26 protein-coding genes are annotated in these 26,107 nt (G+C 29.9%); 10 read left to right on the top strand and 16 right to left on the bottom strand.

Features of this window, described 5'->3' with window-relative positions; all coding sequences use genetic code 11:
• Positions 1-49 precede the first annotated feature (49 nt).
• Positions 50-991 carry a 1,4-dihydroxy-2-naphthoate polyprenyltransferase gene (gene menA, locus G9F70_RS14060; protein WP_164943583.1) on the bottom strand — a complete coding sequence of 314 codons (942 nt, stop codon included), beginning with the start codon at positions 989-991 and terminating at the stop codon, positions 50-52.
• A 258-nt stretch (positions 992-1,249) separates the two neighbouring features.
• Between menA and G9F70_RS14065 the strand changes: the two genes are divergently transcribed.
• Complete coding sequence (locus G9F70_RS14065) at positions 1,250-1,804, top strand: biotin transporter BioY (protein WP_164943584.1); 555 nt, start codon at positions 1,250-1,252, stop codon at positions 1,802-1,804.
• 9 nt (positions 1,805-1,813) lie between these two features.
• On the opposite strand, the gene G9F70_RS14070 is transcribed toward G9F70_RS14065, so the two are convergent.
• Both G9F70_RS14070 and G9F70_RS14075 read right to left on the bottom strand, forming a co-directional pair.
• Positions 1,814-2,152 carry an arsenate reductase family protein gene (locus G9F70_RS14070; protein WP_125001784.1) on the bottom strand — a complete coding sequence of 113 codons (339 nt, stop codon included), beginning with the start codon at positions 2,150-2,152 and terminating at the stop codon, positions 1,814-1,816.
• Between the two features lie 97 nt (positions 2,153-2,249).
• The gene (locus G9F70_RS14075) at positions 2,250-3,620 is read right to left on the bottom strand and encodes a TRAP transporter large permease subunit (protein WP_164943585.1); all 1,371 of its coding nucleotides are present in this window, start codon (positions 3,618-3,620) and stop codon (positions 2,250-2,252) included.
• 193 nt (positions 3,621-3,813) lie between these two features.
• Here G9F70_RS14075 and G9F70_RS14080 point away from each other — a divergent pair, with 193 nt between their 5' ends.
• On the top strand, positions 3,814-4,086 hold the full coding sequence (locus G9F70_RS14080; RefSeq protein WP_164943586.1) for a hypothetical protein: 273 nt from the start codon (positions 3,814-3,816) through the stop codon (positions 4,084-4,086).
• Positions 4,087-4,111: 25 nt separating this feature from the next.
• Here the strand turns inward: G9F70_RS14080 and G9F70_RS14085 are convergent, their stop codons facing one another.
• The 6 genes from G9F70_RS14085 to G9F70_RS14110 form a co-directional block, all read right to left on the bottom strand.
• Positions 4,112-5,323, bottom strand: coding sequence for an ABC transporter permease (locus tag G9F70_RS14085; RefSeq protein WP_164943587.1), 1,212 nt, complete (start codon positions 5,321-5,323; stop codon positions 4,112-4,114).
• Between the two features lie 13 nt (positions 5,324-5,336).
• The gene (locus G9F70_RS14090; RefSeq protein ID WP_164943588.1) at positions 5,337-6,029 is read right to left on the bottom strand and encodes an ABC transporter ATP-binding protein; all 693 of its coding nucleotides are present in this window, start codon (positions 6,027-6,029) and stop codon (positions 5,337-5,339) included.
• Positions 6,030-6,077: 48 nt separating this feature from the next.
• Positions 6,078-7,235 (bottom strand): efflux RND transporter periplasmic adaptor subunit, encoded by a 1,158-nt coding sequence (locus G9F70_RS14095; RefSeq protein WP_224617582.1) that lies wholly within the window; start codon positions 7,233-7,235, stop codon positions 6,078-6,080.
• Positions 7,236-7,488: 253 nt separating this feature from the next.
• Complete coding sequence (locus G9F70_RS14100) at positions 7,489-8,361, bottom strand: tRNA 2-thiocytidine biosynthesis TtcA family protein (RefSeq protein ID WP_164943590.1); 873 nt, start codon at positions 8,359-8,361, stop codon at positions 7,489-7,491.
• Between the two features lie 92 nt (positions 8,362-8,453).
• A complete protein-coding gene (locus tag G9F70_RS14105; protein WP_164943591.1) occupies positions 8,454-9,506 on the bottom strand; it encodes an FAD:protein FMN transferase in 1,053 nt (350 codons plus the stop codon).
• 187 nt (positions 9,507-9,693) lie between these two features.
• The gene (locus tag G9F70_RS14110) at positions 9,694-10,767 is read right to left on the bottom strand and encodes a protease complex subunit PrcB family protein (RefSeq protein WP_164943592.1); all 1,074 of its coding nucleotides are present in this window, start codon (positions 10,765-10,767) and stop codon (positions 9,694-9,696) included.
• 234 nt (positions 10,768-11,001) lie between these two features.
• On the opposite strand from G9F70_RS14110, the gene G9F70_RS14115 reads away from it, so the two are divergent.
• A complete protein-coding gene (locus tag G9F70_RS14115; protein ID WP_318010995.1) occupies positions 11,002-11,490 on the top strand; it encodes a hypothetical protein in 489 nt (162 codons plus the stop codon).
• Positions 11,491-11,587: 97 nt separating this feature from the next.
• On the opposite strand, the gene G9F70_RS14120 is transcribed toward G9F70_RS14115, so the two are convergent.
• Both G9F70_RS14120 and G9F70_RS14125 read right to left on the bottom strand, forming a co-directional pair.
• Complete coding sequence (locus tag G9F70_RS14120) at positions 11,588-11,746, bottom strand: hypothetical protein (RefSeq protein ID WP_164943594.1); 159 nt, start codon at positions 11,744-11,746, stop codon at positions 11,588-11,590.
• Between the two features lie 230 nt (positions 11,747-11,976).
• Positions 11,977-12,603 (bottom strand): hypothetical protein, encoded by a 627-nt coding sequence (locus G9F70_RS14125; protein WP_164943595.1) that lies wholly within the window; start codon positions 12,601-12,603, stop codon positions 11,977-11,979.
• Positions 12,604-12,796: 193 nt separating this feature from the next.
• Between G9F70_RS14125 and G9F70_RS14130 the strand changes: the two genes are divergently transcribed.
• Entirely contained in the window at positions 12,797-13,012 is a 216-nt protein-coding gene (locus tag G9F70_RS14130; protein WP_164943596.1) for a YwbE family protein, read from the top strand.
• 684 nt (positions 13,013-13,696) lie between these two features.
• A complete protein-coding gene (locus G9F70_RS14135; protein ID WP_125001750.1) occupies positions 13,697-13,879 on the top strand; it encodes a hypothetical protein in 183 nt (60 codons plus the stop codon).
• A gap of 149 nt (positions 13,880-14,028) precedes the next feature.
• Here G9F70_RS14135 and pulA read toward each other — a convergent pair whose 3' ends face one another.
• Together pulA and G9F70_RS14145 are read right to left on the bottom strand one after the other, a co-directional pair.
• On the bottom strand, positions 14,029-15,915 hold the full coding sequence (gene pulA, locus G9F70_RS14140) for a type I pullulanase (RefSeq protein WP_164943597.1): 1,887 nt from the start codon (positions 15,913-15,915) through the stop codon (positions 14,029-14,031).
• An 88-nt stretch (positions 15,916-16,003) separates the two neighbouring features.
• Entirely contained in the window at positions 16,004-17,002 is a 999-nt protein-coding gene (locus G9F70_RS14145) for a LacI family DNA-binding transcriptional regulator (protein ID WP_164943598.1), read from the bottom strand.
• Between the two features lie 481 nt (positions 17,003-17,483).
• Between G9F70_RS14145 and pgmB the strand changes: the two genes are divergently transcribed.
• From pgmB to G9F70_RS14165, 4 genes are all read left to right on the top strand, one after another.
• Complete coding sequence (pgmB, locus tag G9F70_RS14150; RefSeq protein ID WP_164943599.1) at positions 17,484-18,131, top strand: beta-phosphoglucomutase; 648 nt, start codon at positions 17,484-17,486, stop codon at positions 18,129-18,131.
• Positions 18,132-18,185: 54 nt separating this feature from the next.
• Positions 18,186-20,495, top strand: a complete 2,310-nt coding sequence (locus G9F70_RS14155) for a family 65 glycosyl hydrolase domain-containing protein (protein ID WP_164943600.1) — start codon at positions 18,186-18,188, stop codon at positions 20,493-20,495.
• Between the two features lie 214 nt (positions 20,496-20,709).
• Positions 20,710-21,165, top strand: coding sequence for a hypothetical protein (locus G9F70_RS14160; RefSeq protein ID WP_164943601.1), 456 nt, complete (start codon positions 20,710-20,712; stop codon positions 21,163-21,165).
• 85 nt (positions 21,166-21,250) lie between these two features.
• Positions 21,251-21,847, top strand: coding sequence for a protein kinase (locus G9F70_RS14165; RefSeq protein ID WP_164943602.1), 597 nt, complete (start codon positions 21,251-21,253; stop codon positions 21,845-21,847).
• A gap of 57 nt (positions 21,848-21,904) precedes the next feature.
• On the opposite strand, the gene G9F70_RS14170 is transcribed toward G9F70_RS14165, so the two are convergent.
• Together G9F70_RS14170 and cysK are read right to left on the bottom strand one after the other, a co-directional pair.
• A complete protein-coding gene (locus G9F70_RS14170) occupies positions 21,905-22,384 on the bottom strand; it encodes a hypothetical protein (protein WP_164943603.1) in 480 nt (159 codons plus the stop codon).
• 72 nt (positions 22,385-22,456) lie between these two features.
• Entirely contained in the window at positions 22,457-23,368 is a 912-nt protein-coding gene (gene cysK / locus G9F70_RS14175) for a cysteine synthase A (protein ID WP_411956004.1), read from the bottom strand.
• A 185-nt stretch (positions 23,369-23,553) separates the two neighbouring features.
• On the opposite strand from cysK, the gene G9F70_RS14180 reads away from it, so the two are divergent.
• Complete coding sequence (locus G9F70_RS14180; RefSeq protein ID WP_164943918.1) at positions 23,554-23,751, top strand: hypothetical protein; 198 nt, start codon at positions 23,554-23,556, stop codon at positions 23,749-23,751.
• 167 nt (positions 23,752-23,918) lie between these two features.
• On the opposite strand, the gene G9F70_RS14185 is transcribed toward G9F70_RS14180, so the two are convergent.
• Entirely contained in the window at positions 23,919-25,934 is a 2,016-nt protein-coding gene (locus G9F70_RS14185) for a YgiQ family radical SAM protein (RefSeq protein WP_164943919.1), read from the bottom strand.
• Positions 25,935-26,107 lie beyond the last annotated feature (173 nt).

Raw genomic sequence — 26,107 nt, forward strand, 5'->3', positions numbered from 1 at the left:
TTTAAGATGGTTACTTTATACTTAATATTGCAGTACCGCAGGCAATTATTTAATGAAAATTCAATATAAGCGCTATTGAAACTGATAAAATGTGAACTATGTTAATTAGCGCAAAGTTTTTAACGGAATAAACAAAGGTTTTACTTTTAATGGGATTTTGGTAGAATATTTTTATATTTTTATTCAATGGTATTATAGTCAAAATTACCAGCAAAGAAATGGCTGGACAAATTTTCAATATAACTAAAATTATAATGTCTAGGTACCCAATATAATATAAGATTTTAAATAGCTTTAATGCATTTTTTACACCTAAATAGTGTGGCAATGTGTATCTATTATTTAATATATCCTCTTTAACATCACAAATGTTATTAGCAAGCATTATGTTTGCTATTCCGCACATTGTAGGTATGGAAATCAAGAAGATATAAAATACTTCCACTAGGTTTAGGCTTAAGGTTAACATATTATTAGCATACATGAAAGAAACTATATTTTTATCAAATATATGAATATATAGCGATAAAAATAAAATTATAAAGCCCATGAATACTCCTGAAAATATTTCGCCAAAAGGGGTACGTGAAATTGGAATAGGCCCATAGGTATATAATATTCCCGCTAAAAATGAAATAACTCCAATTAAGAGAACAATTACATTAGTATTTAAAGTTAATAAAATTCCAAAAGAAATTGCTATTAAAAGCAAAATGAAAATTATAGTTAAGGCTGTAGATTCACTGAAACCATATCCAGGAATTTCATTTTTATTTTCCTGACTTTTTAAAGCTTTCTTGTAATCAATATAATTGTTAATGGCTGTTGTCGCCATATCAAATGCTAATAGAGATATACTCATAATAATAAAATTTTTAGAATTAAAGCTTTTATACCGATATAGTGAATAAAGTGTTCCCAATATAAATGGTATCATACTGGCCAATTTTGTTTTAATCTCAATAAATTGAAAGAAACTAGTTAAAGACAATTTTAAACCCTCCTATTCAATAATAAACTTCTGAAATAAACATTTGTAATGCAAATTCCTTAGGAAGTTAATTATAGCATATTTAAAAAAGTATAATATATAAAGCTAGCTATACTTTGTTTGACTTTGGAAATAATCCATGATAATATATTTGTAAACCTTATTCAATATTAAGGTTTACAATGTCTAGCATAACATATCTACCTAGATAGATATTAGTATTAGGTTAATTTATAACTTTTTAAGGAGGAATTTATTTTGAAATTATCTACAAGAGATTTAATAATTACTGCATTATTTACATCACTAACAGCAGTGGGAGGCTTTATTTCAATGCCGATAGGCCCAATTCCTGTAACACTTCAAACTCTTTTTGTTGTTTTATCTGGACTTATATTAGGTGCTAAGCTCGGTGCACTATCTCAAATTAACTATGTTATTTTAGGCTTGATTGGAGTGCCTATTTTCGCATCTGGAACTGGAGGGCTAACTGCTGTAGTTAGCCCTACCTTTGGATTTCTATTGTCTTTTATTGTTGCAGCTTATGTAATTGGCAAGCTTACAGAAAAAAACAAGTCTCTTTCTAAAATAATATTTTCTGTTGTTTCAGGAAGTTTTGTAATCTATATTATAGGGGTACCTTACTTTTATTTTATTTTTACAAACTACTTAGGAAAAAGCATAAATTTTTATGCAGCTCTTAAATATGCTTGCATACCATTTATACCTGGGGATATTATAAAATCAATTATAGCTATAATCCTAGCAAAGCAATTAATTCCTAGGTTGTCAAAATATCTAAATTCAAAGTAATATGTATTACTATTCCCAGGTTGTCCATATCTCTGGTACATAACCCACTGTGGCTTCTTTACCATTCCTTACTATAGGAGTCTTAAAAAGTTGTGGGTTTTTCAACAGAATATCTTCTTTAGTTTCCTCTCCTCTAATTTGATCTAAATTTAATTTTTTATAATCCTTTGATTTTGTGTTAATTAAGTTATTTAAACCTATGGATTTTTTTACACTTTGCAGTTCACCCTTGCTCAGTCCTTTAATATTTAAATCTATGAATTGATATTTTATAGTTCTTTCCTTAAAATATCGTTCTGTTTTTTGTGTATCAAAACACTTTTTGGTTCCAAAACATTGAATATTCATTTGTTTAATCTCCTTAAAATGTATTTGTGTGTGTTTTATGCTACCATTAATTATAGCATTGATTTCAATTAATTATTAAGACACCCTAAAAAAACAACTATAATATTATTATAGCCATTATAACTGTTGCTACTATTCCAAAAGTAACAGGTATAAAATTTTTCCTAGCTACCTCATAGGCTTCAACCTTACATATTCCTGCTGCGGCAACCACGCTCCAAGGAATTATAGTTCCACCACCTATCCAAATAGTGATGATTTGACCAAAGGCTGCCACCTTTTCTTTGTCTATAACAATGGCGGTTGAAAAGGTGTTAGCTAAAGTTCCAACAAGAGGAAGGCCCGCAAAACCTGAACCACTAAGCCCAAGAAGTGTGCTTACTGCTGTTTGTATACCTATCACAGAATATTTGGATAGGGGCACCTTACTGGCTGCATATATTCCTATATCAGTTAAAATACCACTAGCACCATTACCCAGAATAGCAGTTGCTGTATTTTCACTTCCTAGAAAAAAGAAAGCACCGATAATAATAATTGGTGCAAATATACTTATGCCAAAAGTAAAACCACTTTTAACATATTTAGTAACCTCGCCTAAGGATGTTTTAATATCAGTATGAACTATAGATGAAATTATCATTATTATTGCGGCTGTTCCACCTATTAAAGCTGTAGATTCTGAGCCTATTAAGCCTAATCTGGTTATGAATATTATATCTATTATAAATGCTAAAGGAGTAGCTATTGCTATGACTTTTGGTCCAATGGACTGTTTTTGCACTAATCCTTTAGTTTCAGTTATTTTATCATTAACCACAATTTCTGTACTTTTGTCTTTTCTCATAAGTATAAATGCTGTAGTTATAGTAACTATACTCATTACCCCCCAAAAGGGAATACAATCTTTAATAATTCCTAATGGACTTGCCAAATTCGCAGTCTTGGCCGTTATGGATGGTGCTACTTGAAGAATGAAATCGCTAGATAAGGCAACTCCATTGCCAAATATACATAAAACTACCGCAGCCCATACAGGAGGTACTCCAGATTTTACTGCTACAGGTACCATTAAAGCACCTATAAAAACCACAGCAGGTGTTGGCCAAATAAACAATGAAACCATAGTCATAGTTATACCTAGAACAAAAAAAGACATAGTTTTGTTTATCATTAATTTCTTCAAAGGTTTTATAATTATCTCATCTGAACCAATGTCAGTTAAGGCACTAGACATTGCATTAACTAATGCAATAAGGACAACTACTTCAATAAATTCTTTTCCAGATACAACTATCGCCTTATATATAATCTGCAGAGCTTCTAAAACATCACCTGTAAAAATATACCCTATTATCCCAATGCCTAAAACACATGGAAGTATAACATCCTTTTTAAGTGTAATTATCACAATAATTATTACAATGATGATTATATATGCATAATGGATTGTACTTAAATTTACCATGTGTTTTTATTCCTCCTGTATATTTATAAAATAATCAATTTGTATTGTTTCCGAAAAGGGTTAAAAACATGCAATATATAATAAATCAACCTTTCAAATATATTTCATGACTTTAATTATTATTTATGATAGACTTATGACTAATAAAAAATATTTCACAATAAAATTATATTTTCAAAACGAGGAGGCAAAGATGTTAAAAATTTGGGGGAAATTAATTTATGATAATAGAATTATTGAAGATGAAGTGTCAGTATCGGAAATCCAAGACAGTTATCAAGAAAATTTAAAAGCGTGCATAACAGAGTTATGTTATAAATTTGATATATCAACACCTTACTGGCTAAAATCAAATGTTAATGAATATAATAAAAGACATAAAACTAGTTTTGATGAAAATAATTTTATAGAAGAAATTTATTTTGATAAATTTCTGATAGAAGAATTAAAAGAAAATGAAAAATAGTGCCCTCACAGGCACTATTTTAATTTTACTCATATCTGAGGGCATCAATTGGATCTAATTCTGCTGCTTTTTTAGCTGGATAGATACCAAAAAAAACACCTACTGCTGAAGAGAATAAAATAGAACCAACTATGGATGCCAAAGATATCACTGGCGTTATTCCTGTAAAACTTCCTATTATTTCAGCTCCAACAATGCCTAAAATCATTCCCATTATACCTCCTATTAAGGATAGAATAACTGACTCTATTAAAAACTGCATTAGTATTATTTTAGTTGTTGCTCCTACTGCTTTTCTTATGCCTATCTCCCTTGTTCTTTCAGTCACTGACACAAGCATTATGTTCATTACACCAATACCACCAACCAGTAGAGATATAGCTGCAACTGCGCTTATAAAAGCTGTGAATATTCCAAGGACACTGTTAATTTGCTCAAGAACTGCGAGTGCATTGTCTGCTGAATATATTTCCTTGCCGCGGTTATTGTGTCTTGATTCTAACATTTTTATTGTCCCATTTCCTACGGATTCACTATTATCTTGTGAATCTGCAACTACTGTTATTGAACTTATTTTAAATTCCTTGGACTGTAGGGTACTTAAGAAGGTTACTGGTGCCGTTATTATAATAGGTTTACCAGAATTTCCGCCTTTTCCAAAAGGAGAGGATATTCCTTTTTCAACACCTATAATAGTCATCTTTTTCATTAATGCATTTTGACCTATTTTTATACTTTGACCTACTACATCAGAATAACCAAACAATGTAATTGCATCAGCTTCGTCAATTATGCCTACTGTGGCTGCTTGCTCATATTCCTTTTCATTAAAATATCTTCCAAAAATAATTTCTGTGTTATTTATATATGCAAGATCTGGAGAGCCTCCCCTCATAAAAGCGTTTTTACTTTTCTTATCAGAAAAAACAGTACCTTGAAGTTGAAAGGCAGGACTTGCATATTTAATACTCTCAATTTTTTGTTTTATCTGTTTAACATCCTCTAAGGTTATATAATCTGTTGATTGAGGATTTTCTCCACTTACTTTAACTGTAAGTGAAGAGGCCCCCAATTTTTCGAATTCACCTGTGATAGCTTTTTGACCTCCTTGACCAAGAGATACAATTGTTATAACTGAACTTATACCAATTATTATTCCAAGCATGGTAAGGAAAGATCGCATTTTATTAGCCTTTATACTTTCTAATGCTGTTTTTACACTTTCAAATATATTCATACTTTCACTCCCTCTATAAAAGGATTCTATGCTTAACAATAGAATCGGATACAATTTCACCGTCTCTAAACCTTATTATTCTATTTGTATGCTCTGCAATATCAGTTTCATGGGTTACCATAAGGATTGTAGCTCCTTCATTATTTAAATCTTCAAATATCTTCATTATATCTTCTGAAGATTTAGAATCAAGGTTCCCAGTAGGCTCATCGGCCATGATCACCGCTGGAGAATTAACTATGGCCCTTGCGATAGCAGCTCTTTGCTTTTGTCCTCCTGATATTTGATTTGGCAAATGACGTGCTCTATCTGATAGCCCTACTTTTTCAAGTGCATAAAGAGCTTTCTCTTTACGCTCCCTCGCAGGTATACCCGCGTACATCATAGGAAGCTGAACATTGTCAAGCAAGCTAATTCTTGGAATAAGATTAAATGACTGGAATACAAATCCTATTTCTTTATTTCTTATATAGGCAAGTTCATCACCGCTGAGAATTGAAATATCACGTCCATTTAAAATATACTTACCACTATTCATTTTATCGAGACAGCCAAGTATATTCATCAAAGTAGATTTCCCAGAGCCAGAAGCCCCCATTATTGATGTAAACTCTCCCTTTTCAATTTTAAGACTAATATTTTTAAGGGCTGTGAATTCAAGATCTCCAGTTTTGTATATTTTTATAAGGTTTTTTACCTCTAACATTTATATTCCTCCTTGTATTCCCTGGGTACAAAACAATTGTCTTTTACTTTAATTCTTTGCCTCTTTTACAATTATGCCTCCCACAATTGAAGTTGAAGGATTCAATATAACTTTTTCATCTTTTTTTACCCCTTTATTTATTTGAACTTCAGTATCTGACTGGAATCCAATAGTTACCTGTCTTTCATGCACTATATTTTTTTCAACAACATATACTAAACTTTTACCACCTTTTTCTACCTTTAATGATTCTGAAGGTATTTTAACAGCGTTTGCAGCTTTACCTACTAATATGTCTATGTCTACATCAAAATCTATCTTTAAATCTGGAGCTTTATCTAGAATAGATATTTCTACTGCTAAGGTTGTTTCACTTCCGGTTACCCCCACTGTTTTAGTCGCTGCGGGGTCTATAAATGAAACACTACCTTTATAGGTTTTTTCTCCATTTTTAATTATTACTTCTTGACCAATTTTAACTTTACTTGCATCATATTTTCCAAGTGAGGCGATTGCTTTTAAGTTCTCTATATCTTGAACTACTACCACGGCTTCCATACCATTCCCTATGGCACCTTCTATAGCCGTAAGGGTTGTTACAACTCCGGCATTCGTAGATATAATCGTGCTTTTATTTTCTACTAGCTTTTGCTTAGCCGAATTCAAGGATAATTCTGCTAGCTTTACAGAATTATCTGTTTGCTTTAACTTCTCCGAGGAAAAGGGCGATAAGGCACTCTTTTGTTGTTTTAAACTTTCCAATTTTACTTTGTCCGTTGGATTTGTGCTTTTTTCTAATGTTGCAATTTCTTTAGACAAATTTGCAATTTTATTTTTAATATCATCATTTTGATTATACAAATCTTTTTTAGCAAGTAATGCATTATCATATTGAATTTGAGCTTGACTAACTGTGGAAGCTAAATCTATAGTATCATAAGTTACTAGGATATCACCTATTTTAACCTTGTCTCCTACTGATACATTAACTTTTCTAATTTTAGATTGAAGACCAAAATATTCTTTACTACTCTTTGAATTCACTTTTGCGGTGGTAGATATATAAGATTTAAGTTCGCCTACCGCAGCTATTGAAGTTTTTACAGTTACAATTTTACTAGCCTTCTTTTTTTCACTTATTAGAAAAACACCACTTAAAATACCTACTACAATTAATGCATAAATTACTGTTTTCTTTTTCATCATTAGTCCTCCTTATATGCTTCTGAATATAGATAAAATCTATTACTTATTATCTATCTTGTATTTATTTAGTACAGATAATACTCCTTAAATTTTATTTTTCTAAACCCACCCTAATATTTATATTATACAATACTGTTATAAACTCTTTCTAAAGCATTTCTTGAATTTTTCTAAGATATACATAAACGAAAAAATATATTTCAATTTAATAATAAACAGCAGTAGAACTTAATAATTGTTCCACTGCTGTTTATTATTCTTCATCTTTATCATAAAAATCTAAATACGAATAATTTTCTCCGCTTTTTTGCCAACCTAAAATAGAATCCATATTTACATTTTGTGCAGCTCTAAAAATAGATTTATCAACATCACTAAAATTTTTCTTTAAATCTTTAACTAAAGCTTTAATTTCATGGCGCTTGTTTCCTATCTTTTTAGCTGCAACCATGCAGGCACAATTAAGTGGCCAAATACCACTGTTTTGAGTGAAATCTTCAATATATTGTTCTTCAATATAATAAAGAGGACGAATCAATTCCATTCCCTTAAAATTTTGTGCTTTTAATTTTGGAAGCATAGTCTTAAAGTTTCCTGAATAAAGAATATTTAACATAGTAGTTTCAACAACATCATTAAAATGGTGTCCAAGGGCAAGTTTATTGCAACCTAGCTCTTCTGCCTTTGCATATAAAGCTCCACGACGCATTTTAGCGCACATATAACAAGGATAATCTTTTGCTATGTTATCAATTATATGGAAAACACTTGATTCAAATATTTTCACCGGGATATTTAAGTGCTTACAATTATCAATTAATAATTCTTTTATATTTTCATGATAACCAGGATCCATTGCAATAAACTCTAATTCAAAATTAACACCGCCGTAATGTTGTAACTCTTGAAATAATTTAGCCATTATTAGACTATCCTTACCGCCAGAGATAGCCACAGCGATTTTATCACCCTGGCAAACTAACTTATAATCCACTATAGCTTTAGTGAATTTTGACCAAATATTTTTTCTATAGGTTGTAATAAGACTACGTTCTATTTCAGCTATTGGTTTTCTTTCATTAAATGGAACTCTTATTTCACAACCTTCTCCTGCAATACTACTCATAAAATCACCCCTCTAATACATTAGAATATTATAGCATATTTAAGAAGAGTTTGTCTTTGAAAAGTGTAATGGAATTTATAGTATGTTTTTTTCTAATTTTTTAATGTGAATTCTGCATTTGTGATTTTGAATTTATCTTTTAACCCGGCGGTAGTGTATACCTGCTTATCCTTAGTTATAAAAATACCTTCTACTCCAGGCATGGTATTTATGAATTTCATACCGTCTTCTAATCCCAATGAAAACACACTAGTAGAAAGAGCATCTCCATCAATTGATTTTTCACTTACTATGGACACTCCTGCTATAGAATTATCACAAGGATATCCTGTGCTAGTACTTAAAATATGGTGATATTTCTTACCATCTTTCTCAAAATATCTTTCATAAATACCCGAAGTAACAATGGATTTATTTTCTACTTGGATCATTCCGATAATATCACCTCTTTGCGTAAAAGGATCTTGAATTCCTATTTTCCAAGGAGTTCCAGTAATATTTTTACCCATAGCAAATACGTTACCCCCAAGGTTTATAATAGCATGTTCTACGCCATTGTCTTTTAAAACCTTTGATACTTCATCAGCAGTATATCCCTTAGCTATAGCCCCTAAATCTATTATCATACCTTTATTTTTAAGAAATGCTGTTTTATTTTTTTCATCTAATATTAAGTTTTTATAATTTATCAGTGCTTTTTTTTCTTGAATTTCACCTTTTGAAGGCACCCTTGCTGCATCAGTACCTATTCCCCATAATTTTACAAGGGGGCCTACAGTTATATCCATTTTTCCACCTGTTAATCCTGCAAATTTCAAACCTTCTTTAAGAACCTCAACGGTTCCATCAGAAATTTTAATTGGCTTTTCTCCGGCTGCATTATTTATATCTATAACCTCACTAGCCTCTTTATTGATGCTCATTTTATCTTCAATTTCACGAATTCTTTTGAAAGCACTATCTAGTACTTTAGTAGAAGATTTATCATAGATTTTAATTGTACACACAGTTCCCATTAAAAACTCAGTACTAGAAATTGGTTCTACTGGCTTTGTAACTTTTTTAGAACAAGCAGATAGCGTTATTGCTAGTACAATAGATATTGCAATAATCTTGAATTTTTTATTCTTTGACGAAAAAATCATAATTATACACCTCTTTTTCCCATTTAATCAATTACATTTGGCTTAAAGTTTATTATAATATCAGTAATGTTTTTTTATCAATAAGAAGGACCTTAGACCTGAGTCTAAAGTCCTTCAAGATAAATTTAATAAATAATTAACTTATTATATAATTTTTATTAAAAATAGTCAATTTATTATCTTTAGATTATTCTACTGTCACTATATCTCTTATCGTAAACATCATTCTATAACCTTCAATAGTAGATTTATTTTGCCATTCAGCTGCAATATTTTTTGATACAAATAGATAATAGGTTTCCGAAGATTTATACTTTATAAGTGGTGTAACTTTCCCATACTTCTTATCATAACTTACACTTAATTCAACATCCACTTTATTTCCTAAACTATCTAAAACATATACTGTATCTCCATTAAAATTTAAATCTTTAATACTTATATTAAATTTAATTGTCCATTCTTTGTCTTCTAATACGTTAGTAAAATTTTTAAATTCCTTCCAATTTTTGTTTTGAATATTTGATGGAAGACTGTTTAGAGCAATATGATTTAAGGGCATTGCCATAGTATCTTTATATTTTAAAGGAGTACCTAGAACATATTTAATAAATACACTATCCGAAACCTTTAGATCCTTAACTATTTTAGGATTTGATGAATAATAATATTGATAGTTACCTTTTTCATCTAAAATAGTAACATAGGTGTTTTTGTCTATAGTTTCGATTTTTTTAAGAATTCCCCTCATAGAATCAATCCCTATAGGAGGCTGTACTTTTTCCATGGTAAGATTATTAAAATTTTCGTCTTTTTGGTTTTTAACGGTTATATTTGGTGTTATGCCTATTGCCTTTACAATTGTATAAGGCTGGGTTGTAACTTGTGTTACCATCGTTTCTTTTGTTGGAATTAATTCTTTAACAAATACATTAGTTTTCCCTTCATTATCTTCAATCCCTTTAACTTCAATAGAATATCCACCCGTAGGTTTAGTACCGCTCATTACTGCAATGTAAATATAACCAGTTGAATCATCTACGGTAAAAACAAAGCCTTTTGTATCTTTATTTTTATTAACCATTTCCATTAGAATCTGTGGGGAATCTTTTTCACTTATTACTTCAAAGTTTATTTTATTAACTGTAATACTTTGTTTAGGAACATCACTTATTACATTTGAATTTAATGCAGAAACAGGCAGTGATGTAAAAGTAAATGACATAGTCAATATTAGCCCAACTATTATTTTACTCTTCATAAATTTTACCTCCAATTTTATAAATATTCTTTATCTATTAGACGATAGTATAATACGTAATGTTTCATAATTTAATAATAAAGTGATAGTTTTATAAAAATTATAATAGTTGCATCAATATCTATTGTATATAAATATTGGACTATCTGTTTAACAAGGTATATCCTATATTTGTAACTACTAAAATTGTTAATTTATATGGTAGGTTTTACTAACTAATAGAGTTATGAGGGAGTGATTTATTTGGATTACGAAATTCTAAAAACAAGCACTCAAGAAACTAGAGATAACTGTTTAAAGAGTGAATTAGGAGAAGAAAAGAGCAAAGTACTAGATAAATATTGCCTTATATGTAATGAAAATTTGTATTGGCAAAGAGTCAAAGATAAGTACCCTACTCAGGAATATTTTAGCTATAAATTTACTAAAAAAGCTTCAACTTTAGGCATAATATTCCAGATTTATAGACTTTGTTATGCAAAAGTAAAGTATTTTGAAAAAAACTGGGATGATTATTGTGCCTGTGTCTATCATTGGAAAAAAGGTTTTATAGAAACCGAAATATACAACATGGAATTTATTAAGCATAGAAGTACTGGTATTGTTATTGATCTGAGAAATTTATGCAATATTAACAAAATAGAAGAATTTATTAAATTATGTAACTATTTAGAAGCCAGAGATGTTTTAGAAAAAGATTGTACTATTATTGGACTGGATTAAAGTAGTAATAAGTGCTAGAGTCTCTAGCACTTATTACATTTAGAAATTGTACCTCTAAATGAGAGACTTATCTATTTTAACTATTATTAATATATTTCTATCTATCGAATAAACCGCCAGTTTTTTTAGTGCTTCTTGCTGCTTTTTTTTGTTTTCCAATTACCTTATCTGGTCTTGAAATTCCACCTTGCTCAGAACTTTTCTTTTTCTTTTCCTCAATAATCTTTTTCATCATTTCAATATTATTACTTGACATAAATTTTTCCTCCTTTTGTAGCAAATCAAAGTATGTTAGATACTATAGAATTTATGTTTAAGTTTATAATTTATACATTTTTATTTTCTATATTTTTATTCACTACACAAACTCAACTTGTTGTTTTCCCTACTAATCAGTTTATCTTAATTCACTCAAGATTTCAATATAATATTTAAATGTAACAGTACTTATTTTATAAAAATGATGATTTACCTTCTCAAATACCTTTATCCTATCCTTGCCACAATGCTGCCTAACTTAATTAATACATTTTTATATTCCACTTTTATAATTTCATTATCAAATAACTCTTCATAACTTACTTTATCCATATCAAAGTCTAATGCTTTTGAGAAATTGGTTGCATAAAGTTTTTTAATAAACATCTCACAATCTTCTTTTATTAAAGTATAATGCCTATCATCAAAATGATACCCATTTGTATCATTTTTCAATTTTTCTATAATTCCATATAACTGATAGATATAGCTCATTTCTTTTAAATTAAAGATTTTAGTTAAAGCTACAATAGCCTCAGCATAATTAAAGTTCATAGGTACAGGATAAATACTAGTTTTATTATTACCATCAAATTCTTTTAACATTCTTAAACTTTGAAATAAGGAAGTACATATGTCTAATTGAATAATAGTGGCATACTCATTGAGTTTAAGCTCTTTATCTTGCTCTTGATATTCTCTTTTGGTTTTTTCAATTTTACTTTGTGTTTCAATTGATTTGCAAGTAGAATTTTTGGCTATAAACCAACTGAAAATTCCGCCTAAAATAGCACCAATTATAATAGAGATAGATGATATAAGATGAGCAGGTATAAATGGCAAAAATTCGTGCATTCCAATTTCTCCTTTTCAAAAAAATATTTTCTACATTATATTTTCCATATAAATATATTTTATTCTTATAGCCTTTGCTAATTTTTTTGACAAGACAATGATAATTAGAGTATTGTTTATATATAAAGCATAAACTTTATGGATAATTAAGTTTATGCTTTAAAGTAATTTTATTGAAGGAGACTAAAAGCACATGATTACACCAAATGATAATAGAGGACAAATAAGAAATAATATACCTATAGGAATTACTGTAGACGTTGTTTTAAAAAAAGACCAACGAACTAATACACTAACAAGAGGTGTAGTAAAGAGGCTTTTAACCAACTCTGCTGTGCATCATAGGGGGATAAAGGTTATGCTAGAAGATGGCCAGGTAGGTAGAGTGCAAGCTATTATATCAAAATAACAAGTAATGGTTTAAAGTTAAAAGCCAATTTACTATTGTAAATTTCTAATAGTAAATTGGCTTTTGCATTTTATTTTAAAATTGTACTTGCATTTTGGATTAAAATAATATATAATAATAAAGTTACCTAGTAGAAACAAGGAATTTTTTAAAACTATAAACTACTCCCCAATACGTAGTAAAAAAAACGGATCATTAAAACCCTTAACAAGAGAAGACATGAATTTTAAAATTTCAATTCTTACCCTCTTCATTTTAAAATCTCTTAATGAATCCCTTATTAAAAATTTTGTTGAATAATGTACTGATAACGCTTATAACATAACACAATTTGTTATAGCAAGATTTATGATTAAATTAAAGGGCAAAACAGTTATTAGTTGTTTTGTGACCTTGTATACCAGTAAGGAGGTATTTATATGAAAAAAGACGAATTATTTGAAATTACAGAAGAAGTAATTGATGAATGTTTAGAATGTTTAGACTAACAATAAAAAAGCAAATCTATCACTGTCCCAGTCTAGTGAAGGTTTCTTTTTTTTCTATAAAATTATTTGTAAAAATTTAGGTGTTTAATTTTTATAATAAATAATTTAAATAAATATTACTACAAATAGAGGAAATTTCTCTTTAGTATAGAATATGTCTAAGTATAGAATACTTACTTATAGGGAGGGCATAAAAATGTTAACGATTTCTTTTATTAGTGGTGACAAAGAATTACTTGATTTAAAACAATCCGAAGCTGATTTATTTAAAAGCTGGTTTTACAATTTTGAAAACTCCAGACCTCATGAGGTTAATACAATGGGTAAGAAATACTTGTTTAACAAAAAGGCAATAGCTTATATTGAAATAGAGCCTTAGAGTTTGGTATTATATCAAAGCAATTAATAATTTACAATATGAATTTGAATAAAGCAAAAAAACCTGCAAATCTTGTGATTGCAGGTTTTTCCATTTCTATATATTGTCACTTTAGGTACACTCTACTCCAAAAAATTCTTGATTAATCATTATCTACATAATATATAGGTAGAAATGGAAGGTATACTTACTTCATTAATACAAGTTTTTGTTCCCTTGCTTACGCCTGTTTTATCCACTTCATATTCATTGGCTAAAACTTTCCATTCATTAGAATCTGGTAACACTATTTTTATTTCTCCGTTATTAGAATTATGAATTATAATTAATTTACTAAAATCCTCTTTGAAGTTTGAAGTTAGTTGGTATGCCACAGAATTATAAGGTGATTCAAGGAATACCAAGGATTTTATTACCTCATAATCATTGTCTAAGGTCATAACCTTTTGGCTTTTTCTTAAAGAGATTAACCCCTTAATATATTCATAAGTTTCCATGTATTCAGCTTTTCTACTCCAGCCTATTTCATTCACAGCGTCACCAGAATTATAGCTATTGTGGTCTCCTTGTTTGGTCCTTAGTATTTCTGTTCCTCCTTGAATAAAAGGCACGCCTTGACAAGTAAGGATTATAGCTAGTGCCAATCTATTCATTTTTTCTCTTTCTAAAGGAGTATTATTAGGATTGCTTTTTTCAAATTTATCATATAAGCATAAATTGTCATGTGAACTTACATAGTTTATTGATTCTCCAGGTTCTTGCGCAAAATTACATATTTCGTTGCTATATCTAATGCCACCAACAATACCTTTCTTAATTTCTGACTCTAGACCACCTCCACCATTTACAAAGCCTGCCCAGTTGCCGTCATTATCTCCCTTTATTGCATTTCTCATATCATCATTAAATAAAGATACTTGCAGACCCCTTTGGCTTCCTTTTCTTACTTGTTTTGACAGGTCTAATGATGATTCTCCACCTGTCCATGGCTCGCCGTAGATAATAATATTCGGATTAATAATTTTTGCTTGCCTGACTACTTCTTTCATTGTATCAATATCATGTAGAGCCATTAAATCAAATCTAAATCCATCTATCTTGTATTCGCTGGCCCAAAACATAATACTATCTACTATAAATTTTCTTACCATTAATTTTTCTGAGGCTATTTCATTTCCGCACCCTGAACCATTAGTATAGTTTCCGTTCTCACTTCTATAATAATATCCCGGAACCAAAATATCCATTGGTGAATTATCAATAGCAACAGAGTGATTATATACAACATCCATAACTACACTAATACCATTTTCATGCAAAGCTTGAATCATAGTCTTAAATTCTCTAATTCGCATTGTGCCATCATTTGAATTCGAAGCATAAGAGCCCTCTGGAACATTATATAGATAAGGATCATATCCCCAGTTATATCCACCCACAGTTTCATCCACACTTGCAAAATCATAAACAGGCATTAAATGAACATGAGTTATTCCTAAATCTATAAGATGGGCAAGTCCTGTAACAATACCCTCAGGGGTTTTAGTATCTTTCTCAGCAAAACCCAAATATTGACCTTTATTTTTAATTCCTGAGTCCCCCCATACTGAAAAATCCCTAATATGAATTTCATATATTATTGCCTGGGTTCTATTAATCGGTAATGCTCTTAAATGATTTTCCCAATTCACGGGATTTATAGAACTAAAATCAACAATCATCCCTTTTTTACCATTGGCACTGCATCCTTTAGTATAGATATCCGGTGTTTCTTTTTCGACACCATTATTTAATACTAAATAATTATAATATTTATTTTTAAAATCGCCCTGAAGATTAAGTTCCCAAACGCCTTTTTGTCCTTTAGTCATGACATGTCTTTGTCCCAGGTTATCACTAAAAGTTTCATACAGGACTACTGTGATTTTTTCCACAGTAGGTGCCCAAACCTTAAAGATTGTATACTGAGGAGTATAAACTGCACCTAAATCGTTTCCATCGTAAGTGAATTCTATGTTTTCTAATACATTTTCCATTAGTTAATCTCTCTCCTTAAAAAATAATAAAAGAACTATATTCTAAATAATATGTATATATTTAAAAAATAACCCCAGAAGTCTAGAGTTATTTAGTTGATTCTCTTTCAACTAATTTTGTATCAATGATATAATTGGTTATATATTCTTTCTCATTCTCTAATTTGTTTATTAATAGCTTAACTGCAAAATAACCTAATTCTTCAGAATTAATATCAACTGAAGATAGAGCAGGATTCCTGTAGGCAGTCAATGGAGTATTATTAAACCCAACAATTGAAATGTGCTCTTGCGACATCTCGTTTATAGCTTTTGAGGCACCAAATGCTATTAAATCATCAGTGGTAACAACAGCTGTAGGACTTGAGTTCTCCAAAATTCTTTTCATAGCATCATAACCACTAGTTTCTGTAAATTCTGCTACTTGTATCATATTTTCATCTATTTTTACGCCAATATTCTCCATAGCTTTCCTATAACCTTCTAACCTATTTATAGTTACATTAAGTGTAGGTGAACCTCCTATAAATGCAATTTTTCTTTCACCCTTTTGTATTAGATAATTAACAACACTGTACATGGCGTGAAAGTTATCATTATCAACCCATAAAAGCCCTTCTGTATCTTCAGGTTTACCTATTACTACAAAAGGATAATCAGCTTCTTTTAAATAAGCAATGCATTTGTCATTTTTCCTTACTACTGGTAAAATAATGCCATCAACTCTTCTACTGTTCATTAAACTTGCTATATACTCTACTTCTTGATCTTCATTACTACTGTAAGTATACATAATATAATATCCTTTTTTTTGCGCATAATGGCTTATGCCTCTCATAATTTGAATGAAAAATGGGTTAACAAATAAATCTTCATCCGTGTTAGGTAAAATAAGTCCTATAGTCTTTGTTGTTTTACTAACTAGGCTCCTAGCTATGGCATTAGGATGATAATTCATTTCCTTCATTGCTTTATAAACTTTTTGCTTTGTTACATCACTAATTTTAGGATTATCTGCAATTACTCTTGAAACTGTGGAGGGTGATACATTTGCAAGCTTTGCTACTTCTCTTATAGTTACCGACATGAAAACTTCACTTCCTAATTTATAAAAATATTCTATGTTGATTATATTATTAAATGTAATATTGTGCAAGGCTCGCTTGAATAAGTGTTAGACATTATATGAATTACATTAATATATTAGTTTCATATAAATGAATCACAATTATAGTTAAGTGCTACGCCATTTTATGCAATCGGTTGCAAATTATTTACCCTGATTATAATCTTTTAGCTTAACTCCTGTCAATAATAATATTATTTTACTTTTGTTGGTATAACTACTTTACCTATACTTAGTTTGTTACACCATTGAATTTGTTGAATGTATACTATTTCATTATTCCACTCACAATGTTTTGACGTATAAAAAATAATACAAATTATTTTATGCAAACGCATTCACAAATCCATCATTTTATATTATTATATAACTATAGACATTAACATATTAAAGTAAATACTCTCATTGATATAATAATTTACATAAAATAAAGGAGGAAACTATGCACAATATTAAAGCAGTTATATTTGATTTAGATGGAGTATTGGTTGATACTGCTAAATATCATTATTTAGCTTGGAAGAGACTAGCACAGGAATTAAACATTCAGTTTTCATTGCAAGACAATGAAAGATTAAAAGGTGTAAGCAGAATGCGGTCATTGGATATCATATTAGAGATAGGAAATATTACACTAGACTCTGATACAAAAATTCAACTAGCCCAAAAAAAGAACATCTGGTATGTGGATTATATTTCCAATTTAACTCCAAAGGATATTTTACCTGGGGTTATTGGTTTCTTAGAAAGTCTTAAAGTAGATAGCATAAAAGTTGCATTAGGTTCTGCAAGTAAGAATTCTATGCTTATTCTTGATAAGTTAAATTTAACGAATTATTTTGATGCTATAATTGATGGTACAAAAGTTTCTAAAGCAAAACCTGACCCTGAAGTTTTCTTAAAAGGCGCTGAGGCACTTAAGGTATTGCCTAGTGAGTGTATTGTCTTTGAAGATGCGGAAGCTGGAGTGCAAGCTGCCATTAATGCTGGAATGTATTGCATTGGAATAGGTTCTAAAAATATATTAAAAATGGCTCATTTAGTCCTAGCAGGGTTTTCTGATATGACTTTTGATAAATTAAAACTATAAGGCTAAACAATTGAGAATTGTTTAATGCCCCTGAGAATAACTAGGAGGATTTTAATGAAACACTATTATAAATTAGACGAATGGAATATTATTGAACAAGGATTTAATGCAGATAACAATGAAATATCTGAGAGTATTTTTAGTTTAGGTAATGGATATATGGGACAAAGGGCAAATTTTGAAGAAGATTATAGTGGTACATCTCTTCAAGGCAATTATATAGCAGGCGTCTATTATCCTGACAAAACAAGAGTTGGATGGTGGAAAAACGGCTATCCAGAATATTTTGCTAAGGTTTTAAATTCAACAAATTGGATTGGTATAAACATTAAAATTAATGATATTTCACTAGACCTTGCTAAGTGCACTGTAAAACAATTTGAGAGAGTTTTGAACATGAAACAAGGATATTTACAAAGAAGCTTTGTGGCTGTACTTTCAAACGGTAATGAGATTGAAGTAAACAGTAAACGATTTATAAGTATGACGCGAGGTGAAATAGGCACAATAAAGTATTCTATAAAACCATTGAACTTTAAAGGCAAACTAGAGATTACACCTTACCTTGATGGAGATATTATGAATTCTGATTCCAATTATGATGAGAAGTTCTGGGATGAGATTTCTAGTGAAGTTAAACCTTATGAAGGATATATGATGCTTAAAACCAAGAAATTAGATTTTCACATCTGCACATATATGACTTATGAAATAACTAAAAACGGTGAAATTATTAAACCAATTGCAGAATTTAAGCAAAGTGAAAAATACATTTCTAATAATGTGTTAGTTCATTGCAATGAAAATGATGAAGTGGTAATTTATAAATATGTTGCAAATACCTCCTCCAGATATTATGAAAAAGATGAGCTAATTGGGATAACTAAAAAACTTTGCAGTAAATCTAAAGTGGATGGATTTGAAACATTACTAAAAGAGCAGGCTTATGCTTGGGAAGAAAAGTGGAAGGAAAGCGATATAGTTATTGAAGGCGATATTCCTGCACAGCAAGGAATTAGATTCAATATATTCCAATTAAATCAGACCTATACGGGAGAAGATTATAGGCTAAATATAGGACCAAAAGGCTTCACTGGTGAAAAATATGGTGGAAGCACTTACTGGGATACCGAAGCATATTGCATACCATTTTATCTAAGTACTTCACAGGAAAAAGTATCAAAGAACCTTTTATTATATAGGTACAAGCAGTTAGACAAAGCCATAGAAAATGCTGAGAAATTAGGTTTTACAAATGGAGCAGCCCTTTATCCAATGGTAACAATGAATGGTGAGGAATGCCATAATGAGTGGGAAATAACCTTTGAGGAAATACACAGAAATGGAGCCATAGCTTATGCTAATTATAATTATGTGAATTATACTGGAGATAAATCTTGCCTTGGTGAATTTAGTTTTGAGGTACTTACAGCTATATCAAGATTTTGGGCTCAAAGAGCTACTTTCTCAAAAAGTAAAAATAAATATGTGATTCTAGGTGTTACTGGACCTAATGAATATGAAAATAATGTAAATAATAATTGGTATACAAATAAAATTGCCTGCTGGACTTTAAATTATACAATTGAGGTCTTAAATTACCTAATCCAAAATGAACCTGAAAGATTAAGTGAACTTAAGAAAAAGCTTAATTTTAAGGATTCAGAAATTATTACTTGGAATAATATCATTGAAAATATGTACTATCCTTGTGATGAAGAACTTGGAATTTTTCTTCAACAAGATGGATATATGGATAAAGAGCAGATATTAGTTAGTGAATTAGATAAAAAGCATCTACCAATAAATCAAAACTGGTCATGGGATAGAATACTACGTTCATGCTTTATAAAACAAGCTGATGTACTTCAAGGTATTTACTTATTTGAAGGGGAATACGATACTGATACAATTAAAAGAAATTTTGATTTTTATGAACCTAGAACTGTACATGAGTCCTCTTTGTCCCCTTGCATTCATACTATATTAGCTACAAAAATCGGAAATTATGATAAAGCTTATGAAATGTATTTAAGGACTTCTAGACTTGATCTTGATAATTATAACAACGACACAAAGGATGGTTGTCACTCTACTAGTATGGCAGGAACATGGATGGCAGTAGTTCATGGTTTCGGAGGGCTCAGAGTTTGCGATAATAAATTAATATTAAATCCATTTATCCCTAAACACTGGCACTCATGTTCTTTTAAAATAACCTTTAGAGGTGCACTTTTAAACATTAAATTTAATGATAGCATTCTTCAAATACAAAATGAAAATGACATATCAGTTAACTTATCAATTTATAACAGTGATTACACTTTAAATGGAAATGCTTTATTAGAAATTCCAATACAATAAACGCAAAACGTTTAAATAAACGCAAAACGTTTAAATAAACGCAAAACGTTTAAATAAAAGCAAGACGTTTAAATAAACAATAAGCCTCAGCATATATTTTTAGTGCTAAGGTTTTTTTGTTTACTCATGGCACTTATTTTGATAAGATTATATGGGGTTAAATTATAATTAATTTCAAACAATCAAAAGAAAAATTAAACGCTGGAGGAAAATTATGAATTTTAAGAATATAAAAATTAAAGCAATAGCAGATAGAGTTATGAATAGAGCGGTTAAAAGCGGCTTTAAGAAGGATGATATAGAGGATTTTTATATAGAATCATTATTAAAACAAACCAGCTCACTTAGAACTCGCGATTTTATTGAGCTATCCTATTATAAGGGAATATTTAAAGGCTTTCAGTATTCTGAAACATTAATTAATTCAAATATAGTTCAATGCAATTCTGACACTTATGCTGATGAACTCCAAAAACAAAATACTAGCCTAATTAAAAGGCTAGAAGATCTCAATGATATGGTTTTTAAAATTAAAGAACCTCCCAAAAACACAGGCAAAATAATTCAAGATGGGAGAAATTTTGTTTCTTATAGGAATAAATTTACAAATAATATTAATGATGCAATAAAAATGGCATGTGATAACAAAAATTATCTAGATAAAAAATAATTATATTATTTTTATTCATATCTAAGAAATACTTACAAACTTCTATCATATAATATAGTAATATAATTATAAAGAAGATGATAATATGAATGAAAAGGCCGATTATTATATTCAATTAAATAGTAGAGTAGAAAAAATGCTTAGAACATCAGAATTTTTAGGATCTGGTCATAATGGAATAGTGTATTCCCTTCCTAACCAAAGAGTAATCAAAATTTTTAAAAATAAAAGAATTTGTGGCAAGGAATATGATATTTTTATGAAAACTAGAAGGAGTAAATTTTTCCCTAAAGTTTATGAACATGGAGATTACTATATTGTACGAGATTATGCAAGTGGAGAGCGGCTAGACAAATATATAAAAAAGCATGGTATAAATAAAGAAATCTCACATAACATTATAAGGCTTATTGAAGAATTCAAGAAGCTAAATTTTAAGAGACTAGATATTAGGTGTAAAGACTTGTACTTAAAAGAAGATTTTTCAATTACTGTCATTGATCCTAAAAATAATTATTCCAAAAAAGTAATCTATCCTAGACATCTAATGAAAGGCCTAAATAACTTAGGCGTGCTAGATGAATTTTTATCAGCAGTTAATGATGAAAATTCTAAAATTTATGAGTTATGGAATTTTAACTTCAAACAATATTTAGAAAAAACATCAAATAAATTCCAATAATTTAAAATAGCATAAAAGGCTTCAATTCACTAAATTGCAGCCTTTTATGCTGCGTCATTATAATACATTTAATTCTTTTAAATCATCCACGAATTGATCAAAGTTTAATACCCTTGAAGTATCTAATATAATTTTTGCACTTCTGAGCATTTTTTTATCTTCAGTCACAAGGGTATAATCTTTATTCCTTTCGCAAATATGGATTAGGCTATAGTCATTTATAGAAATTTTATCTCCATTAACAAAATATATATTTTTATTCTTCTCATATTTAATTGGATTACCACCTATGCAATCTTCAGTAAAACTAGGGCAATTATTAGTAATAATATGCCCTAATAATTTTAAAAATTTATTTGACAGTACAAAGTCTTCGTTGAATTTTGCATATTCTTTTACGGATAACTCTCCAGCAATTTCCTCAGAGATTTTAAAATCAACCCATTCTACATTTTCAATAGTATCTAATAAGGTAGGATATTTATTCCACACTTTTATAACTATATTAGCATCTAATAAATATTCTTTACAAATCATTTTCTTATCTCCTTTTAGAAATAAATCTATATTAGATTTTCAGTAAAAAGATATCTGCATTTTAACTTTATCTTAGAACAAATCCATACTAAAATATCTTTCCGCTCTATCTGGCAAAATAGTCACTATATTTTTATCCTTCCCATATTTCTCTGCCATTTTTTTTGCTGCCCATATATTTGCTCCAGAAGAAATTCCAACTAAAGCACCTGCTACCCTTGCTATTTTTTTAGAAGTTTCAATAGCATCTTCATCAGTAACCATTATTATATCATCAATCAATGAAACATCTAATACTTTTGGAATAAATCCATCTCCTATTCCTTGTATCTTGTGGAATCCGGGAGTATGCCCTAAAAGAGCGGAAACATTCTTTGGTTCTACAGCAGCAATTATGCATTTCGGGTTCTTGTCTTTTAAAAATGAACCGATGCCTTGAAGTGTTCCTCCACTACCTATTCCGGATATGAAAATATCTACATTGCCCTGAAGTTCACTCCATATTTCAACAGCAGTTGTATTATAATGAATTAGTGGATTATTAATGTTAGTAAATTGATTAGGCACGAAAATATTGGAATTAGCCTCTATTTGCCTTTTAACTTCATTTAAAGCTCCTTTTACATTTTCTGACCTAGGTGTTAATATAAGTTCTCCTCCTAGTAACCTAATTATCTTCTTCCTCTCCTCACTCATATTTTCAGGCATTACAATAACAACTCTATAGCCCTTTTGAATTCCTACTAATGTTATCCCTATACCCGTATTTCCTGATGTAGCTTCCATTATTGTCATTCCATGTGTAAGCAGTCCTTCCTTTTCTGCTTGCTCAATCATAAATTTTGCAATTCTGTCCTTTATGCTTCCACCTGGATTAAGAAATTCAGCCTTAGCAAATATATTTGAATCATATAGCTTTTTCAAGCTTATAAGTGGTGTATTTCCAATTAAATTTAAAATACTATTAGTATACATTTTAATCACCTACTACGATTGTTTTATTAATATTATATTCACTAATAAATAAATGGTTAACTATTATTAAATTCTTTGCTTGTTTCACCTTGATAAATGTAGGTAATGGCACTATAATTTAAATAGTAACATATGATTTTTTTTACCATTAAACAATGAAAGGAGTAGCTGCACTGCAGCTAATAAATAAAACTATGGAAGTACATGTATTTTTAAAAGGTAGTAAAGAACCTGTTATTTATAAAGGCGACAGAATAGATGTTTTAGATTTTGAGATGAATAAAATTAAATATAAACAAATTAGATATTTTAGAAAGGGTTTAAGTAAAAGCGAACTAGTAGAAGAAGAGAGTATAAACAAAATAGTTAAATCATCTCCTGCGGAGCTGTAATTAACGACTTCAGAAGAAAATTTAAAATCCCACTGCAGTTTTATTTTTGTTGTAGTATGTGACCCCCACTTATAGAAGTGGAAGCTTTCCTTCTGAAATGTCGTTAAAGTTGAGTTATAAAAAACGCCTACATCCATTTTATGGATATAGGCGTTTTTTATAACTCACTATTTTCTTTTGTTACTTCTTGCCTTATTTTTATTATCTTGTCTACTTCCATGATTGGTCTTATTTTCAGTTATTGTAGGCTTATTTTTCTTTTTAAAGTTTTTATCTATAGGTTTATCTCTGGTGCTACTTTTTATATTGCTTCCTTTAGCTTTGCCTCTTATTTCTTTTGATTTTGGTTTTATGTTTGTGTTGCTTAAGTGCTCTTTATTTTTTTGCCCACGTGGTTTTATTAAACATTTAGGGCCATAACCAATAAGATCTTCTCTATTTGCTTCTATTAAAGCTGAATATACTAAATCGTATTTCATAGGATCTTTATATTGAAGTAATGCCCTTTGCATGGCTTTTTCATGCTTGGTTTTAGGTATATGAACTTCTTCAAGGGTATTTGGATCAAGTCCAGTATAAAACATAGTTGTTGATGGTGTTCCTGGAGTTGGATAAAAATCTTGAACTTGTTCAGGTTGATAATTAGTATCCCTAAGATATTCTGCAAGTTCTACCGCTGAACTCATTGGACACCCTGGGTGACTAGACATTAAATAAGGAATAAGATATTGTTTTTTTTCTATTTTCTCAGTAGCCTTATAAAACTTTTCCCTAAATTTATCATAAGTTTTACCCGCTGGTTTACCCATAAATTTTAAAACTTTATGAGAAACATGCTCAGGTGCAACCTTTAGTTGCCCACTTACATGATGCTTAATAAGTTCATTAAAAAAGGTTTCATTTTTATCTGCCATAATATAATCATAACGCAGACCTGAACGTATAAAAACTTTTTTAATATCTGGCAATTCTCGAAGTTTCCTAAGCAAATTTAAATATTCCATATGATCAACATTTAAACTCTTACAAGGAGCAGGATGCAAGCATTGCTTATCTCTGCAAGCACCTACTTTTAATTGTTTAGCACATGCAGGTTGTCTAAAATTGGCGGTTGGACCTCCTACATCATGAATATATCCTTTAAAACCCTTTAATTTTGTAATTTCTATTGCTTCCTCTATTAGTGAATTTTCACTCCTACTTTGCACAATTCTACCTTGATGAAATGTTATTGCGCAGAACGCGCAGCTACCAAAACATCCTCTTGAACTAACTAAACTGAACTGAACTTCCTCTATAGCTGGAATTCCACCCATCTTTTCGTACATAGGATGATAATTTCTTTGATAAGGCAAGCCATAAACAACATCTAATTCTTCTCTAGTAAGTGGCATTTCCGGTTTATTTTGCACAAGATACTTATTAGTATGCTTTTGTACTATAACGCCACCACGAATAGGGTCTTGTTCATCATATTGTATTTTAAAAGCCTGTGCATATTTTTTCATATCATTACAGACTTCCTTATAGGATGCTATTTCAACGTGGTCACCAATATTTTCTATGTTCTCTGATACATAACAGGTTCCAAGCTCTCGCGTTATGTCTTTTATATCTATACCTTCATTTAATTTATTTGCAATGTTAACAACTTGTTTTTCACCCATACCAAATATTAGTAGATCTGCCCCACTATCGATTAGCATGGACTTTCTTACCTTGTCACTCCAATAATCATAATGTGCAAACCGCCTTAGACTTGCTTCTATTCCTCCAATAATAAGAGGAATACCTTTGTATGCTTCCCTTATTTTATTGCAGTAGACTATTGTTGCTCTATCCGGCCGAAGTCCCATCTTTGCACCAGGAGAATACAAATCTTTTTCTCTTATTTTTTTACTTACTGTATAATGGTTAACCATAGAATCCATATTACCAGCATTAACTAAAAATCCTAGCCTTGGTTTGCCGAGTTTCTTAAAATCTTCTGTATCTTTCCATTCAGGTTGAGCTATTATTCCTACTTTATAGCCTTCATTTTCTAGAACCCTTGAAATAATTGCTGTTCCAAAACTATGATGATCTACATATGCATCACCAGTTACTATAATAAAATCTAGTTCAGTCCAACCTCTATCTAAAATATCACTTTTACTAATAGGTAAATATTTATTATCTTTAATTACTTCCACCTTCTTTTGCTTTAATCGTAAATCACAATATATAATTCAAAATACAATTATAGCATTCTTTACGCTTTAATTCCTTAAAATAATAAATAAAAGAATTTCTTATTATGTTTTCATTTATTCATGAATTTCAATGTCAAAAGAGTTTTTGTTAGAAAGTAAGATAG

The sequence above is a fragment of the Clostridium sp. FP1 genome (assembly GCF_011065975.2).
Lineage (GTDB): Bacteria > Bacillota > Clostridia > Clostridiales > Clostridiaceae > Clostridium_AD > Clostridium_AD tagluense.